Consider the following 14227-nt stretch of genomic DNA (forward strand, 5'->3'; position numbering starts at 1 on the left):
GTCTAGCGAACCCTCTCCCGGAAAGGGGGGAGGGTTCGTGGCCATTGTCCCCTTACCACGTTGGCCAACCCCTCCACCTGCGCCTCCGTATGCGCGGCGGAGAACGCCACTCGCAGCCGCGCCGTCCCGGCCGGGACCGTTGGCGGGCGGATGGCGACCACGAGATAGCCCCGTTCCTCCAAAGCGGCCGAGAGGCCGAGCGCGGCGTCAGCTTCGCCGACGAGAATGGGGACGATGGGGCTCTGTGCCTCGGGGAGGCCGAGTTGCGCGGTGAAGCGGCGGGCGAGGGCGAGCGGACGCGCGGCGAAATCCGGTTCGGCCTCGACGATATCGAGGGCGGCCAGGGCGGCGGCGGCCGAAGCCGGCGGCAGGCCGGTGGTGTAGACGAAGCTCCGGGCGCGGCTCGTCATCAGGTCGACCACGGCGCGGGACGCGCAGAGATAGCCGCCATAGGAGCCGAGCGTCTTCGACAGGGTGCCCATTTCGAGGGGCGCCCGCGCGTCCTCCCCGATGACGCCGAGGCCGTGGGCGTCGTCCACCAGGGTCCAGGCATCGTGCGCGTCGGCGAGAGTCAGGATGTCGGTGATCGGCCCCCGGTCGCCGTCCATGCTGTAGACGCGCTCCGTGAGGATCAGTGCGTGCTGGTGGCGAGAGCGGTGCTTGGTCAGGAGCGCTTCGAGATCGCCGATATCGTTATGGGCGAACCGCATCACTTTCGCGCCGGAGAGCCGCGCACCCGCCCAGAGGCAGGAATGGCCGAGTGCGTCCACGAGGATCAGGTCGCGCGGGCCGGCGAGCCCCGAGACGATGCCGAGATTGGCGAGATAGCCGCTGCCGAAAACCAGGGCCGCCTCCGTCCCCTTATGGGCGGCGAGGCGCTCTTCCAGGGCGGCGAGGGGCGGGTGGCTACCGGTGACGAGACGGGAGGCGCCGGCGCCGGTGCCGTAACGCGCGGTCGCAGCCTGGGCCGCTGCGATGACCCGCGGATCCTGCGAAAGGCCGAGATAATCGTTGCAGGAAAACGAGACGAGGCTGCGCCCGTGCCGCGTCGCCGCCGCCTGCGGGCCACGCGTGGTGGGATTGAGATGCCGGCGCAGGGAGGTCTCGTCGAGGCGGGCGAGATGGTCGCGGGCGAACGCTTCGAGGCTGGTGGGGCGGTCGAGGTCGGACATGGGAGCGGGAAGGAAGCCCGCGCCATCGCGATGTCAAGCGAGTGCCGCGACCACTCGCGCGGTTGATCCCTTTCGATGAGGGTCGGGCGTGAAGCGTGAGGAACTGTACCGGGGACGAACTCGGGTCTCTCGAGAGGCATAGGATGGTCCCGGAGAAAAACCGGATCCCTTTGGAAGGCCGGTCACCGACCCTGCCTCCGGCGGCTTTCAGATCGGGTTGCGGCTCGCTCCCTTGACCGTTCGGCCTCGCGCGCCCATCCCCCGTGAATGCCTGCCCCACGATTGCCTGCGCGTCCGAAAAACTCCCTCTGGCGGCCCTATACGCAGATGAGGAATGCGGCGCCTCCGCTCGAAGCCGTGCGCACCTCCGGCTCGCGGATCGTGCTCGCCGACGGACGCGAACTCATCGACGGTATCGCGTCGTGGTGGACCGCCGTCCATGGCTATAACCATCCCCACATCCGCGACGCGGTCGCGGCCCAGCTCGATGCCATGCCCCATGTGATGTTCGGCGGGCTCACCCATGCGCCGGCAGAGCGCCTGGCGTCCCGCCTCGCCGCCTTGGCGCCGGGCGACCTCGACCACGTGTTCTTCACGGATTCCGGCTCGGTGGCGGTGGAGGTGGCGCTCAAGATGGCGGCGCAGATGTGGCTCAACCGGGGCATCGCCGGACGCAGCCGCTTCCTCGCCTTCCGTGGCGGCTACCATGGCGACACGATGGGGGCGATGTCGGTCTGCGACCCGGAAGAGGGCATGCACCGGCGCTTCGGCGCCTATTTGCCTGCCCAGGTCTTCTGCGATCTTCCGCGCGACGACGCCACCGCCGACGCCCTCGACCGCGCCCTGGCCGAGCATGGCGATACCCTCGCGGCGATCATCGTCGAGCCCCTGGTCCAGGGGGCCGGCGGCATGGTGATGCACGCGCCCGAGACCTTGGCACGGGTGGCGCGGGCGGCCGAGCGGCATGGACTGCCTCTCATCGCCGACGAGATCTTCACGGGTTTCGGCCGCACCGGCACCCTGTTCGCCTGCGAGCAGGCCGGAATCGTGCCCGACATCCTCTGCCTGTCGAAGGCGCTTACCGGCGGCACCATGCCGCTTGCCGCGACGATCGCACGGCGTCCGGTCTTCGAGGCTTTCCTGTCCGACGATCCCGCGGCGGCGCTGATGCACGGGCCGACCTTCATGGCGAACCCTCTCGCCTGCGCCGCCGCCAATGCGAGCCTCGACCTGTTCGAGACCGAGCCGCGCCTGGATCAGGCGCGGGCGATCGAGCTTCGCCTGCGTAATGGGCTCTCCGGCCTTCACGGCCTCGCCGGTATCGCCGACATCCGCGTTCTCGGCGCCATCGGAGTCGTGCAGTTCGCACGCGCACCCGATCTCGCTGCGCTCAAGGCGCGCTTCGTGGAGCAGGGGGTTTGGGTTCGTCCCTTCGGCGACATCGTCTACCTGACGCCGGCCCTGACCATCGCGCCGGGCGATCTCGACCGGCTCTGCGAAGCCGTGACCCATGTGGTCCGGGCATCGGTCGAGGCTGAGGCGCAGAGCTGAAAATCTGTCCGCTTCCACCCTGCAACCTGAACGGATGTTTATCGTTGGATCAGGTTGGGTCAAACGGTGAAGGGTGGGCATCGTGGTGAATGAGACGACGCGCTCGGACGACGACAGGCCGGTGATCCTCCTCGTCGAGGATGAAGCCCTGACGATCATGGACCTCGGGGATGTCCTCGAGGATGGCGGCTATGAGACGGTGCAATGCGCGTCTGCGGAGCGCGCCCTCGGCATCCTGCAGGCCCGGCCCGATATCTGCGGGCTGATCACGGATGTGGAATTGTCGGGCAAGGTCAACGGGTTCGAACTCGCCAACGCGGTGTCGGAGGCCCGGCCGACTTTGCCGATCGTCATCGTGTCTGGCCGCGCCGCGCCTGATCCGGAGCGGATTCCCGCAGGCGCCCGCTTCATCTCCAGGCCTTGCACCGGAGAGGACATCCTTCAGCAGATCAGGAGCCTGATGCCCTGCTGAGGCCTCCGCATAGGTTCGGACCTCCTCAGCATGGAGCCGGTCGGCGAAGAGTCCTTTGCCGACCGTCGATTTGGCGCGAATTTAAGCCGACTGTCATCCCAGCTTCACGAGCCGGACGCCACATGCGCCCAAATAGCCCGCTGATCCCGCCTGTGCCATCTGGCCGTGCGGAAGAACGTGGCTGTCTGCAAGTGTGGAGTCGGGCGGCGATGGTTTCGGCTGATCAGCGAGGGACGGTGTCGTCCGGCAAGGCCTCACCCTCGGGCAAGTCCGCAATGGACAAATCCGAAACAGGCAAGCTCGGCGAGGCCGATAGGGATAGCGAGCAGACGATGGGCAAGTCCGACAAGCGTATCCGTCCTCCCGGTTCGAAGAGTGTCGGCTGGGCCCTGGTTCAGGCCGCGCGGCTGCATCGTTCCAGAGTCGGCGACCGCTTGGCCGCCCTCGACCTTTTCGCCGGTCAGGAACAAGTGGTGCAGGCACTGGCCGTCGCCGGAACCATGACCATGGGAGATCTGGCCGCCACTTTGAGGGTTCGTCCGCCCACCGCCTCCAAGACGATCTCGCGCCTCGCGGCCCTCGGGTTCGTCGAGCGTCGTGCAGAAGCCGGGGATGGTCGCGTCGTGCGCGTGCGGCTTACCGATACGGGCCTCGCCAAGGCGGAGGCCATCGAGCGCATCTGGGACGATGTCGAAGCCGAAATGCTCGACGGTTTCGACGGCAAGGAGCGGCGTCGCCTGCGTAAGCTCTTGCGCAAGGCTGCTCGCAACCTCGCCGACGTGTCCGGCGTCACCGGACACGAGGTCGACGGAGACTCGGATATCGAACTCGACGACGACGAGCCCGATGCGCTGGTCGTGCCGATCCAGGCCGACCGCCTCGACTGAACCTTATGGGATTCTACTCTTCGGTCAGCGAATCGGTGACGCGTCACTGGGGTGGAAACCTGCGCGTGCCGAACTGAGGAGCGCCCTCAGATTTTTCTGGCGATGCCCGAGTTCGCGTGGACACCCAGCTTAGGCTTGGGCACGCGCCGCAGCTTGCGGCGCTCCAACCGGCGCGCGAGACGTCCGGCAAGCCGGTCTATCATCATGACGATGGCGCTGACGATGATGGCGAAGGCGCAGGCGCTCCCGATCAGGATACCGATGACGCCCGGCGTCGGGATCACCATGAGGCAGACGAGACCGAAAAGGGCCGTCAGGGGAACCCATTTTGCCATTTTGCAGACGGTCTCTCGGTAAGGCCGGACCGACGGTGCCACACCTCCATAAAGACACTCTTAAACCAATGGCGAGCGTTGCAGAGAAGCCCGCCGGCCTTCCCTGTCGCGGGAAGGCCGGTTCGGATTCGCCTCAGCGGCGGTGGTGGTGGTGGCGGTAGTGGCGACGCGAATTCATGCGCGTCCGGTAGGCCCTGCGACCCGGATCGATCCCGAGCGCGCCGTTGACGGTCCCGACTGCGCCGCCGACCGCGCCACCCACGATGCCACCGATCGGTCCTCCGACCCGGTCACCCTCGGCCGCGCCGCGACGGACACCACCGGGAAGGCCCTGGGCCTCGGCCGCGCCCGACAGCGCAAAGGCGGATAGGACGAGGGTGGCAGCAAGCAATGCCTTCTTCATGACGGCTTTCCTTCTCTTTCGTTCCTAAACCGGCCGCATGTTCGCGGCCGATTCGGCTTCGAGCGTTCGGATCGGCACCGTCCTCGACAAGGACGGCGCGCCGTCACGCATAGACTGATAACGGCCGAGCTTCGAAAAGGTGGCATCGATCCCGCCGGGCGCTCGCGGTTCCATGGTGGACCGGGTCCAGGAAGAGGACATGAGAGGCGCATTGGGATGGCTTCAAGCGATTGCCCGACGACTCTCGCACCGCTGCTGGTTTCTGCCGTCCGGCGCTGCTAGAAGCCGGGAATGCGCGTTCTTGACGTCCCGCGCGGCGCGAGCCGCCTTCGAATTACGAGCCCGGCCTCCGCCTGAAGGCCGCTGCGGCGGCCCGAGCGGGAGCCGGGAGGGCGGTCGCACCGCCTCCGTTCGCCGACATCGGCCCAATGCCGACCGTCTTGAAGATCAGCGCACCGTTTCGCAGAAGATTCCATGACCGATTCGACAGCCACCGACGCCGGCCTGCCCGCCCGCGACTATTCGCAGACCCTGTTCCTGCCCAAGACCGAGTTCCCCATGCGGGCCGGATTGCCGGTGCGCGAGCCTCACCTGCTGGAGCGTTGGGCCGCCATCGACCTGTATGGCCAGATCCGCGTGAAGGCGGCCGGCCGGCCGAAATTCGTGCTCCATGATGGGCCGCCCTATGCCAACGGCAACATCCATATCGGCACGGCGCTCAACAAGATCCTGAAGGACGTCATCGTCCGCAGCCAAGGCGCCCTCGGCTACGACGCCAATTACGTTCCGGGATGGGACTGCCACGGCCTGCCGATCGAGTGGAAGATCGAAGAACAGTACCGTGCCAAGGGCCGTAACAAAGACGACGTTCCGGTCATCGAGTTCCGCCAGGAGTGCCGGACATTCGCCGCGCATTGGCTCGACGTGCAGCGCGCCGAGTTCAAGCGCCTGGGCGTCACCGGCGATTGGGAGCACCCCTACGCGACCATGGCGTTTCCGGCGGAAGCCGCCATCGCCCGTGAACTCATGACCTTCGCCATGACAGGGCAGCTCTATCGCGGCTCGAAACCGGTGATGTGGTCGGTGGTGGAAAAGACCGCCCTCGCCGAGGCCGAGGTCGAATACGAGGACCATGTCAGCGACACGATCTTCGCGGCGTTCCGGCTCACCGCAGGGGCGTCCGATGACCTGGCCGCTTCGCGGATCGTGATCTGGACCACGACCCCCTGGACGATGCCGGGCAACCGCGCCGTCGCTTATTCGAAGCGCGTCGCCTACGGGCTCTACCGGGTGACTCAGGCCGCCGAAGAGAATTGGGCCAAGACCGGCGACAGCTATATCCTGGCCGATAGCTTGGCCGCCGGGGTCTTTACCTCGGCCCGCGTGGAGAAGTTCGAGCGTGTCAGGGACGTCACGGCCGCTGAGCTTGGCGGCCTCACCCTCTCGCATCCGCTCGCCGGGCACGTCCCCGGCTACGATTTCGCGGTACCCCTCCTCGACGGCGACCACGTCACTGACGAGGCCGGCACCGGCTTCGTCCATACGGCGCCGGGCCATGGCCGCGAGGATTTCGAGGTCTGGACGGCCAATGGCCGGGCCCTTGCCCAGCGCGGCATCGAGACCCGTATCCCCTACACCGTCGATGCCGACGGGGCGCTCACCGAAGAGGCGCCCGGTTTCACGGGAAAACTCGTTCTGACTCCGAAGGGCGACAAAGGAGACGCCAACAAGGCGGTCATCGCTGCATTGACGGAGGCCGGCTCCCTGGTCGCGCGCGGCACGCTCAAGCACAGCTATCCGCATTCCTGGCGCTCAAAGAAGCCGGTAATCTTCCGCAACACGCCGCAATGGTTCATCGCCCTCGATAGGCCGGTGGAGGCGCTCGGCGAGAAGACACTGCGCGACGTGGCGCTGAAGGCCATCGACGAGACACAATGGGTGCCCACCCAGGGCAAGAACCGCATCAACGGCATGGTCGCCAACCGCCCGGACTGGGTGGTGTCGCGCCAGCGCGCCTGGGGCGTGCCGATCACCGTCTTCGTCAAGCGGGGCACCAGCGAGGTCCTGCGCGACGAGGCGGTGAATGCCCGCATCGCGGCAGCCTTCAAGGCGGAAGGGGCGGATGCCTGGTTCACCGATGCCGACGGCGCTCGCTTCCTAGCCCCCGATTACGATCCGGCCGAGTACGAGAAGGTGACCGACGTCCTCGACGTGTGGTTCGATTCCGGCTCGACGCATGCTTTCGTGCTCGACGACCCTGAGATGTTTCCCGGCCTGTCGGGTGTCGTGCGTAAGCGCGACGGCGGCCTCGACACGGTGATGTATCTCGAAGGCTCCGATCAGCATCGCGGCTGGTTCCAGTCCTCGCTGCTCGAATCGAGCGGGACCAGGGGACGCGCGCCCTACGACATCGTCCTCACCCACGGGTTCGTCCTCGACCCCAAGGGGCTGAAGATGTCGAAATCCAAGGGCAACGTCGTGGCGCCGCAAAGCGTCATCAAGGATTCCGGTGCCGATATCCTTCGTCTCTGGGTCGCGGCCTCGGACTATGCCGACGACCTGCGCATCGGCCCCGAGATCATCAAGACTTTCGCCGAGACCTACCGCAAGCTGCGCAACTCGCTTCGCTGGATGCTCGGCTCGCTGGCGCATTTCGAGGCCGGGCCGGCCGTGTCCCATGTCGAGCTGCCCGAACTCGAGCGGCTCATCCTGCATCGCCTCTGCGAGCTCGACGGCGAGATCCGCGAGGCCTACGCCAGCTTCGACACCAAGCGCGTGGTAGCCCTGCTCAACGGCTTCATGACCGGCGATCTCTCGGCCTTCTATTTCGACGTGAGAAAGGACGCGCTCTATTGCGACCCGATCTCGTCGCAGGTCCGCCGTGCCTCCCTGCAGGTGATCGACGAAACCTTCCGCCGGGTGACGATCTGGCTCGCGCCTGTGCTCGCCTTTACGGCGGAAGAGGCCTGGCTCGATCGCTACCCGTCCGCCGTCGGTTCGGTCCATCTCGAGACGCTGCCCGAAACGCCGACGTCCTGGCGCAACGACGCATTGGCTCAGCGCTGGCAGAAGATCCGCCGCGTCCGCCGGGTCGTCACGGGCGCCCTGGAAATCGAGCGCGCAGCTAAGCGCATCGGAGCGAGTCTCGAGGCGGCGCCGACCGTGTTCATCGCCGATCCCGACCTGCTCACGGCGCTCGACGGAATCGACTTCTCGGAAGTCTGCATCACCTCCGGCATCACCATCGAGGCGGGCGAGGGGCCGGCCGACGCTTTCCGGCTCGACGATGTGCGGGGCGTGGCGTTGGTCCCGGGGCTGGCCCAGGGACGCAAATGCGCCCGGTCGTGGCGGGTCTCGGAGACGGTCGGGTCCGATACCGCCTATCCGGACGTGACGCCGCGCGATGCCCAGGCGTTGCGCGAGTGGGACGCCGTCCATGGCGGGGCGGGGGCGGCGTGATCCGAATGCGCCGGGCGGCCGCCCCTCTTTTCCGGGGGAGGCCGGTCATGAAGCGACCGGAGGAGCGGGCGCCGTCTCCGAGCGACGCGGCGCGTCCCTCACCTGACCCAAGCTCAGGCGAGGGCCGACCTCGTTCGCGACCGGGAAAGGGACGAGTGTGGCCATGACCTCCTTCCGCCTTGGCCTCGTCGTCCTCCTGACCACCCTCGTCCTCGATCAGGCTTCCAAGCTCTGGCTCTATTTCGGCACCGACCTGGTGCTGACGCAGCCCTGGCACCTGACCGCCTTCGTGGATTTCGTCGTCGTGTGGAATCGCGGGATTTCCTACGGCCTGTTCCAGCAGGATGGCGGCCTGGGTCGCTGGATCCTGGTGGCAGTCTCCGTGGCGGCCTCGATCGGGATGATCGCCTGGATGCGCCGTGCCTCGTCGGCACTCCTGGCCGCCGCCCTCGGCCTCATCGCGGGCGGGGCGATCGGCAACGCCATCGACCGTGCGGCCTACGGCGCGGTGTTCGACTTCGTCCACCTCCATGCAGGAGCATGGTCCTGGTACGTCTTCAACATCGCCGATGCGGCCATCGTCGCCGGTGTGGTCGGCCTCCTCATCGACAGTCTAATCCCGGTCCGGCGCCCTCGCGACGGGGCCTCGCCCGGCGAGGCCTGAAGATTCGCGTGGCTGTGTTCCGTAAACCACAATACGGATCCTTATCTCCGCGAGGCTGGTGCGCTGCGGTCAAGGCGCCATACGATCGCCTGAAACCGCCGTCAGGCCACGAGGGCAGGATCGGCATCGACCAACGAACGCCGGTGCCTTCCGGGCAGGCACGCATTCGAGCTGGCGCAATCTGCGAGCCGGCGTAATTTGGGGGCAGCATGATCGGGCATCGTGGGTTCATCCTGGGCCTTACCGGACTCCTCGCCGCGAGTGGCGCGCAGGCGCAGCAGGGCGTGTTCATGCGCGACACCCTGAGCAGCATGGGCCTGATCGAGGCCGATAAGCCGGCCATCACTTACCGTGAGCGGGCGCCCCTGGTGATGCCGCCCAAGCTCGACGGCAAGGCGCTGCCGCCGCCGCGCGCCGCCACCGCCACGCCGCAATGGCCCAAGGATCCCGAGATCGTTCAACGCGAGCGCGAACTCGCCGACGCGAGGAAGCCGATCTCCCGCGGGGCACAGGGGCGGATGGACGACAACAACATGACGCTCTCGCTCGACGAGATGCGCGGCGGTCGCCGTGCCGACGCGAGCGTGCGTACCGAGCCGGGTCGTCCCGAAAGCGACGGTGCTTCGTCTTCGATCTGGAGTCCCTTCGACATTTTCGGCAAGCGCGAGGAGAAGGCCGAGCCGATTCTCGTCGAGCCCGATCGCGATACGCTGACCGATCCGCCGAACGGATACCGCAAGGCTCCGAAGGCGGTCGCCCGGAACAACAGCGACCCGATCAACAATCCCTCGCGCGAGCGTGAAGAAGCCGATCCGGGTGCCTACATCCGGGGGCGTTAGGCGCGTTCGAATCTCGGACCTGCCTGGTCCGGCTCTTCGAGAGGGCGAGGCTAACGCCCGGCCGGTGTCGGTACGGGATTTGCCCTGACTTCGTTCCTCGGGCTCACGGCATCCGAGGAGTGCGCAAGAGGCATTGCGCTCATGACGGGCGGTCACGTGTGGCCGACGTATCAAGGAAAAGACGATGCATCTGCTGCGGAAGGATACGCCCGGGTTCTCGCTCAACCGCCGCTACGGCCATGCGGGCCGGGCCGAGGCCGCGCCCTTCGGCCGGTCCGAGGCAGGTGGTCCCGAAGTCTCCGCCTTCGCCCTCGATAACGGCCTCGACGTCGTGGTGGTGCCCGATCACCGCGCCCCGGTGGTGACCCACATGGTGTGGTACCGCAACGGTTCTGCCGATGATCCGATCGGGCAGTCCGGCATCGCGCATTTCCTCGAACACCTCATGTTCAAGGGCACCGAGAAGCACCCGGTCGGCGCGTTCTCGCAGGCCGTCTCCGGCCTCGGCGGGCAGGAGAACGCCTTCACCTCCTACGATTACACCGCCTATTTCCAGCGCGTCGCCCGCGACCATCTCAAGACCATGATGGAGTTCGAGGCCGACCGCATGACCGGTCTCGTCCTCGAAGATTCCGTCGTGGCGCCCGAGCGCGACGTGGTGCTGGAAGAGCGCCGCATGCGGGTCGAGACCGATCCGTCGGCGCAGCTCTCGGAGGCCATGGCTGCCTCGCTGTTCGTGCATCACCCCTACGGCACGCCGATCATCGGCTGGATGCACGAGATCGAGGATCTCAACCGCACCCACGCTTTGGATTACTACAACCGCTTCTACACCCCCGAGAACGCGATCCTCGTCGTCGCCGGCGACGTGACGCCCGATGAGGTCCGCCGCCTTGCCGACGATACCTACGGCCTCGTGACGCCGCGCGGATCGCGACCGGTTCGGGTCCGCGCCAAGGAGCCGGAGCCCCGCGCCCTGCGCCGCCTCAGCGTCGCCGATCCGAAGGTGGAGCAGCCCACCCTGCAGCGCCTCTACCTCACCCCGTCCTGCATGACCGCCCGCGACGGCGAGTGCCATGCCCTGGAACTCCTGGCCGAGGTGATGGGCGGCGGCTCGACCTCGTTCCTCTACCGCAAGCTGGTGATGGAACTCGGCGTCGCCGTGAATGCCGGTGCCTGGTACATGGGCTCGGCCATCGATGACACCCGCTTCTCGGTCTACGCCATCCCGGCCGAGGGCGTCAGCCTGGAGCGGCTGGAGGAGGAGGTCGACCGCGTCCTGCGCCGTGTTCCCTCCGAAGCCCTGGGCCCGGAGGCGATCGAGCGGGCCAAGACCCGGCTCGTGGCCGAGACAGTCTATTCTTCCGACAGCCAATCCTCGCTGGCCCGAATCTACGGCTCGGCCCTCGCGATCGGCGAGAGCATCGAGGAGGTCCGTCGCTGGCCCTCGGATATCGAGGGGGTCACGCAGGCCCGGCTCGCCGCCGTCGCAGAGCGCTACCTAATCCCCGCCCGCTCCGTGACCGGATACCTGACGAAGACGCGCGATCCCGACGCGGCCGCTGCGTGAGGCGAGCCCTCGCGCGATCCCGCTGATGCCGGCCCGGGCGCCCAGAAAAAGAATGAGGTTCTCATGAACTCGGTCGAAGCCAATCTGGTCGATACCACCGCCCGCGGCGCGGACGCTCCCACGGTGGCGCTTCCGGTGGCCGCCGCCGCCGGGATCGAAGCCTGGCACGTGGAATCGCCCGTGGTGCCGATGATTGCCCTGGCATTCACCTTTGAGGGCGGTGCCGCGCAGGATCCCGAGGGCAAGGGCGGCGTCGCTCAGATGCTGGCACGCCTCCTCGACGAGGGCGCAGGCGATCTGTCCTCCGACGCCTTCCAGGAGCGGCTGGCCGCGCGGGCCATCGAATTGTCGTTCCATGCCGGCGCCGATGCGGTGGGCGGCTCCCTGAAGATGCTGGTCAAGCACGCCGACGAGGCCATCGATCTCCTGGCCCTCGCGCTGGCCAAGCCGCGCTTCGATGCTGACGCCATCGAGCGGGTCCGTGCCCAGACCCTCGCCGGCCTGCGCTACCAGCAGAACGATCCGGGCGTGATGGCCTCACGCCGTTTCTTCGCCGAGGCCTATGTCGGCCATCCTTATGCCCGGCCGTCCTCCGGCACCCCGGAGAGCATCGCGGCCATCACCCGTGACGACCTCGTGGCGATGCATCGGCAACTCATCGGCCGCGGTGGACTCAAGGTGGCCGCCGTCGGCGCCATCGATTCCGACCGTCTGGCCGATGCCCTCAACCGCGCTTTCGGTGTCCTCGACGAGGCCGGACCGTTGAATGCCGTGCTGCAGACGCAGGTCGGCCAGCTCGGTCGCCGCGTCGTCGTCGATATCGACGTGCCGCAATCGGTCCTGCGCTTCGGCATGGGCGGCGTGCCGTGGAAGGACCCGGATTTCATCCCCGCCTATGTGCTCAACCATATTCTGGGCGGCGGCTCTTTCACTTCACGCCTGTTCCAGGAAGTGCGCGAGAAGCGGGGGCTGGCCTATTCCGTGGGCACCTCCCTCGTCAGCCACCGCGCCAGCGCCATGACCTGGGGCTACACGGCCACCAAGAACGAGCGCGTCGGTGAAGCGCTGTCGGTGATCGGCGACGAGATCGGCCGGCTCATCAGCGACGGTCCGTCCGACGAAGAGCTACAGAAGGCCAAGGATTATCTCACCGGCTCCTATGCGCTCGGCTTCGACACCTCGACCAAGATCGCGCATCAGCTCGTGCAGATCTCCTTCGAAGGGCTGGGGATGGATTACTTCGCCCGCCGCAACGAAATGGTGACGAACGTAACCCAGGCGGATATCCGCCGCGCCGGCGCTCGCACCTTCGCCGACGGCAGGATGCTCGTTGTGGCGGCGGGGCGGCCCACCGATTTCCTGTAGGATTCGCATGCTTCGCGGCGTGTCGGCCGAGCTCCGGATCGGATGCCTTTCGCGCCCCACGCATCGGGGGACGTCACCGTCCTGCCAAGTCTACCTGATTCTGCCCGCCGTCGCGTCGGCACGACCGTTGCCAGGACCGATCACGTCCTGCATTCAGGACGGGTGATGGCCTTCGGGGCTTCGGGGAGAGTAGGGATGACGCGTTTCGTTCGAATTCTGCCGGGTCTGGCATTCGGCATCATGGCCGGTCCCGCCCTGGCGCATACCGGGCAGGGCGATGCGTCGGGGCTCGCCCATGGCTTCCTCCATCCGCTCACCGGCCTCGACCATATGCTCGCCATGGTGGCGGTGGGCCTCGTCGCCGCGCAGGTCGGCGGCCGCGCGATCCTTCTCGTCCCGCTGTCGTTCATCGGCATGATGGTGGTGGGCGGCGCGCTCGGTGCGTCCGGCGTGGTGCTTCCGCATGTGGAGACCGCCATCGCCCTGTCCGTCGCCGTGCTCGGTGCCGCCGTCGCCCTGCGCCTGACGATGCCGGTCGCGGCCGCCATGGCGCTCGTGGGCGTCTTCGCGGTGTTCCACGGCCATGCCCACGGTGCCGAGATGCCGGAGGCGGCCTCGGGCCTTGCCTACGGCGCCGGCTTCGTCGCTGCCACCGCCCTGCTCCACGCCGTGGGTCTCGGTCTCGGCCTCGGCATGGGCCGCCTCGGTGAGCAGAATGGCCGTCCGGCGCTACGTGTCGCCGGCGCAGCCTTCGCGGCCGCCGGTCTCGGCCTCCTGGCCGGCGCTTTCTGAAAGCGTAGCCCTACAGCCTTCGCGCCAGGGCTTCGGCTTTGGCGCGGGCCTCGTCACGGGATTGCCGGTCGAGATCGGCTCCCATCAATCCCTTCTCGACGGCGATCTGGTGGACGTCGGTGATGCCGACCATGCGCAGCCAAGTAGCCATGTAGGTCGATTGATGGTCGTAGATCTCGGCCGGGAAATCCGCGCCGATGGCGACGCCGCGCGCATTGATGACGACGGCCGTGGCATCGAGCATCCCGTTCTGGCCGCGCTCGTCGAAGGTGAAGAGAAGGTCTTTCTGGGAGACCAGATCAAACAAGTGCTTGAGCTTGTAGGGGATGGTGTAGTTCCACATCGGCACCGCGAACAGGATCAGGTCCGCCGCGCGAAACCTGTCCGCAAGGGCGCGGATCGCCACCCAGGCCTCCTCCTGTGCGGGGCTCAAGGTTTCGCCCGCCAGGGCCGCGTACTTGCCCGCCAGCGCTTCCCCGTCGAAGTCCGGAAGCGCCGTGTTCCAGACATCGAGCATGTCCACTTTGCCCTCCGGATGCGTCGCACGCCAGGCATCGAGGAAGGCGCGGGCGACCTCGATCGACGCCGAGCGTTCCTTGCGCGGTGACGCTTCGACGTAGAGCAGGTGGGGCATGCGGAAACTCCGATGGTCGGTGAGCGAGGGATCTATCGCGCATTCCGCCCCGGCCTAGGGGCACGCTCCCTTCGCGGATGGTAC

At 67.3% G+C, this 14227-nt stretch carries 13 protein-coding genes; 9 read left to right on the forward strand and 4 right to left on the reverse strand.

From position 1 onward, the window contains the following. Nucleotides 1–2: 2 nt before the first annotated feature. Nucleotides 3–1172 carry an aminotransferase class I/II-fold pyridoxal phosphate-dependent enzyme gene (locus RQI43_RS15345; RefSeq protein WP_311275696.1) on the reverse strand — a complete coding sequence of 390 codons (1170 nt, stop codon included), beginning with the start codon at nucleotides 1170–1172 and terminating at the stop codon, nucleotides 3–5. Nucleotides 1173–1499: 327 nt separating this feature from the next. Between RQI43_RS15345 and RQI43_RS15350 the strand changes: the two genes are divergently transcribed. From RQI43_RS15350 to RQI43_RS15360, 3 genes are all read left to right on the forward strand, one after another. Next, a complete protein-coding gene (locus RQI43_RS15350; protein WP_405030631.1) occupies nucleotides 1500–2723 on the forward strand; it encodes an adenosylmethionine--8-amino-7-oxononanoate transaminase in 1224 nt (407 codons plus the stop codon). Nucleotides 2724–2805: 82 nt separating this feature from the next. Next, the gene (locus RQI43_RS15355; protein ID WP_056423399.1) at nucleotides 2806–3195 is read left to right on the forward strand and encodes a response regulator; all 390 of its coding nucleotides are present in this window, start codon (nucleotides 2806–2808) and stop codon (nucleotides 3193–3195) included. 332 nt (nucleotides 3196–3527) lie between these two features. After that, on the forward strand, nucleotides 3528–4082 hold the full coding sequence (locus RQI43_RS15360) for a MarR family winged helix-turn-helix transcriptional regulator (protein WP_156467655.1): 555 nt from the start codon (nucleotides 3528–3530) through the stop codon (nucleotides 4080–4082). 86 nt (nucleotides 4083–4168) lie between these two features. Here RQI43_RS15360 and RQI43_RS15365 read toward each other — a convergent pair whose 3' ends face one another. Both RQI43_RS15365 and RQI43_RS15370 read right to left on the reverse strand, forming a co-directional pair. Next, the gene (locus RQI43_RS15365) at nucleotides 4169–4417 is read right to left on the reverse strand and encodes a hypothetical protein (RefSeq protein WP_311275698.1); all 249 of its coding nucleotides are present in this window, start codon (nucleotides 4415–4417) and stop codon (nucleotides 4169–4171) included. Between the two features lie 133 nt (nucleotides 4418–4550). Continuing rightward, nucleotides 4551–4820, reverse strand: coding sequence for a hypothetical protein (locus RQI43_RS15370; RefSeq protein WP_056423171.1), 270 nt, complete (start codon nucleotides 4818–4820; stop codon nucleotides 4551–4553). Between the two features lie 474 nt (nucleotides 4821–5294). On the opposite strand from RQI43_RS15370, the gene ileS reads away from it, so the two are divergent. The 6 genes from ileS to RQI43_RS15400 all read left to right on the forward strand — a co-directional run bounded on the left by ileS (nucleotide 5295) and on the right by RQI43_RS15400 (nucleotide 13509). Further along, the gene (ileS, locus tag RQI43_RS15375; protein ID WP_311275699.1) at nucleotides 5295–8279 is read left to right on the forward strand and encodes an isoleucine--tRNA ligase; all 2985 of its coding nucleotides are present in this window, start codon (nucleotides 5295–5297) and stop codon (nucleotides 8277–8279) included. A gap of 163 nt (nucleotides 8280–8442) precedes the next feature. Further along, nucleotides 8443–8943: a signal peptidase II gene (lspA, locus tag RQI43_RS15380; protein ID WP_056423178.1), complete on the forward strand. Its 501-nt coding sequence runs from the start codon at nucleotides 8443–8445 to the stop codon at nucleotides 8941–8943. A 209-nt stretch (nucleotides 8944–9152) separates the two neighbouring features. Continuing rightward, entirely contained in the window at nucleotides 9153–9782 is a 630-nt protein-coding gene (locus RQI43_RS15385) for a hypothetical protein (protein WP_207413047.1), read from the forward strand. Nucleotides 9783–9966: 184 nt separating this feature from the next. After that, nucleotides 9967–11352, forward strand: coding sequence for a pitrilysin family protein (locus RQI43_RS15390; RefSeq protein WP_056423183.1), 1386 nt, complete (start codon nucleotides 9967–9969; stop codon nucleotides 11350–11352). A gap of 63 nt (nucleotides 11353–11415) precedes the next feature. Then, nucleotides 11416–12717, forward strand: a complete 1302-nt coding sequence (locus RQI43_RS15395; RefSeq protein ID WP_056423187.1) for a pitrilysin family protein — start codon at nucleotides 11416–11418, stop codon at nucleotides 12715–12717. A gap of 195 nt (nucleotides 12718–12912) precedes the next feature. Continuing rightward, nucleotides 12913–13509 (forward strand): HupE/UreJ family protein, encoded by a 597-nt coding sequence (locus RQI43_RS15400; protein WP_056423189.1) that lies wholly within the window; start codon nucleotides 12913–12915, stop codon nucleotides 13507–13509. Nucleotides 13510–13519: 10 nt separating this feature from the next. Here the strand turns inward: RQI43_RS15400 and RQI43_RS15405 are convergent, their stop codons facing one another. Beyond that, nucleotides 13520–14143: an FMN-dependent NADH-azoreductase gene (locus RQI43_RS15405; RefSeq protein WP_056423192.1), complete on the reverse strand. Its 624-nt coding sequence runs from the start codon at nucleotides 14141–14143 to the stop codon at nucleotides 13520–13522. Nucleotides 14144–14227 lie beyond the last annotated feature (84 nt).

This window comes from Methylobacterium sp. WCS2018Hpa-22 (assembly GCF_031843785.1).
GTDB lineage: Bacteria > Pseudomonadota > Alphaproteobacteria > Rhizobiales > Beijerinckiaceae > Methylobacterium.

What these genes read in the sequence shown, in the direction of transcription:
- RQI43_RS15345 (WP_311275696.1), bottom strand. Translation starts at nt 1,172, where the DNA reads ATGTCCGACCTCGACCGCCCCACCAGCCTCGAAGCGTTCGCCCGCGAC.
- RQI43_RS15350 (WP_405030631.1), top strand. Translation starts at nt 1,500, where the DNA reads ATGAGGAATGCGGCGCCTCCGCTCGAAGCCGTGCGCACCTCCGGCTCG.
- RQI43_RS15360 (WP_156467655.1), top strand. Translation starts at nt 3,528, where the DNA reads ATGGGCAAGTCCGACAAGCGTATCCGTCCTCCCGGTTCGAAGAGTGTC.
- RQI43_RS15365 (WP_311275698.1), bottom strand. Translation starts at nt 4,417, where the DNA reads ATGGCAAAATGGGTTCCCCTGACGGCCCTTTTCGGTCTCGTCTGCCTC.
- RQI43_RS15370 (WP_056423171.1), bottom strand. Translation starts at nt 4,820, where the DNA reads ATGAAGAAGGCATTGCTTGCTGCCACCCTCGTCCTATCCGCCTTTGCG.
- ileS (WP_311275699.1), top strand. Translation starts at nt 5,295, where the DNA reads ATGACCGATTCGACAGCCACCGACGCCGGCCTGCCCGCCCGCGACTAT.
- lspA (WP_056423178.1), top strand. Translation starts at nt 8,443, where the DNA reads ATGACCTCCTTCCGCCTTGGCCTCGTCGTCCTCCTGACCACCCTCGTC.
- RQI43_RS15385 (WP_207413047.1), top strand. Translation starts at nt 9,153, where the DNA reads ATGATCGGGCATCGTGGGTTCATCCTGGGCCTTACCGGACTCCTCGCC.
- RQI43_RS15390 (WP_056423183.1), top strand. Translation starts at nt 9,967, where the DNA reads ATGCATCTGCTGCGGAAGGATACGCCCGGGTTCTCGCTCAACCGCCGC.
- RQI43_RS15395 (WP_056423187.1), top strand. Translation starts at nt 11,416, where the DNA reads ATGAACTCGGTCGAAGCCAATCTGGTCGATACCACCGCCCGCGGCGCG.
- RQI43_RS15400 (WP_056423189.1), top strand. Translation starts at nt 12,913, where the DNA reads ATGACGCGTTTCGTTCGAATTCTGCCGGGTCTGGCATTCGGCATCATG.
- RQI43_RS15405 (WP_056423192.1), bottom strand. Translation starts at nt 14,143, where the DNA reads ATGCCCCACCTGCTCTACGTCGAAGCGTCACCGCGCAAGGAACGCTCG.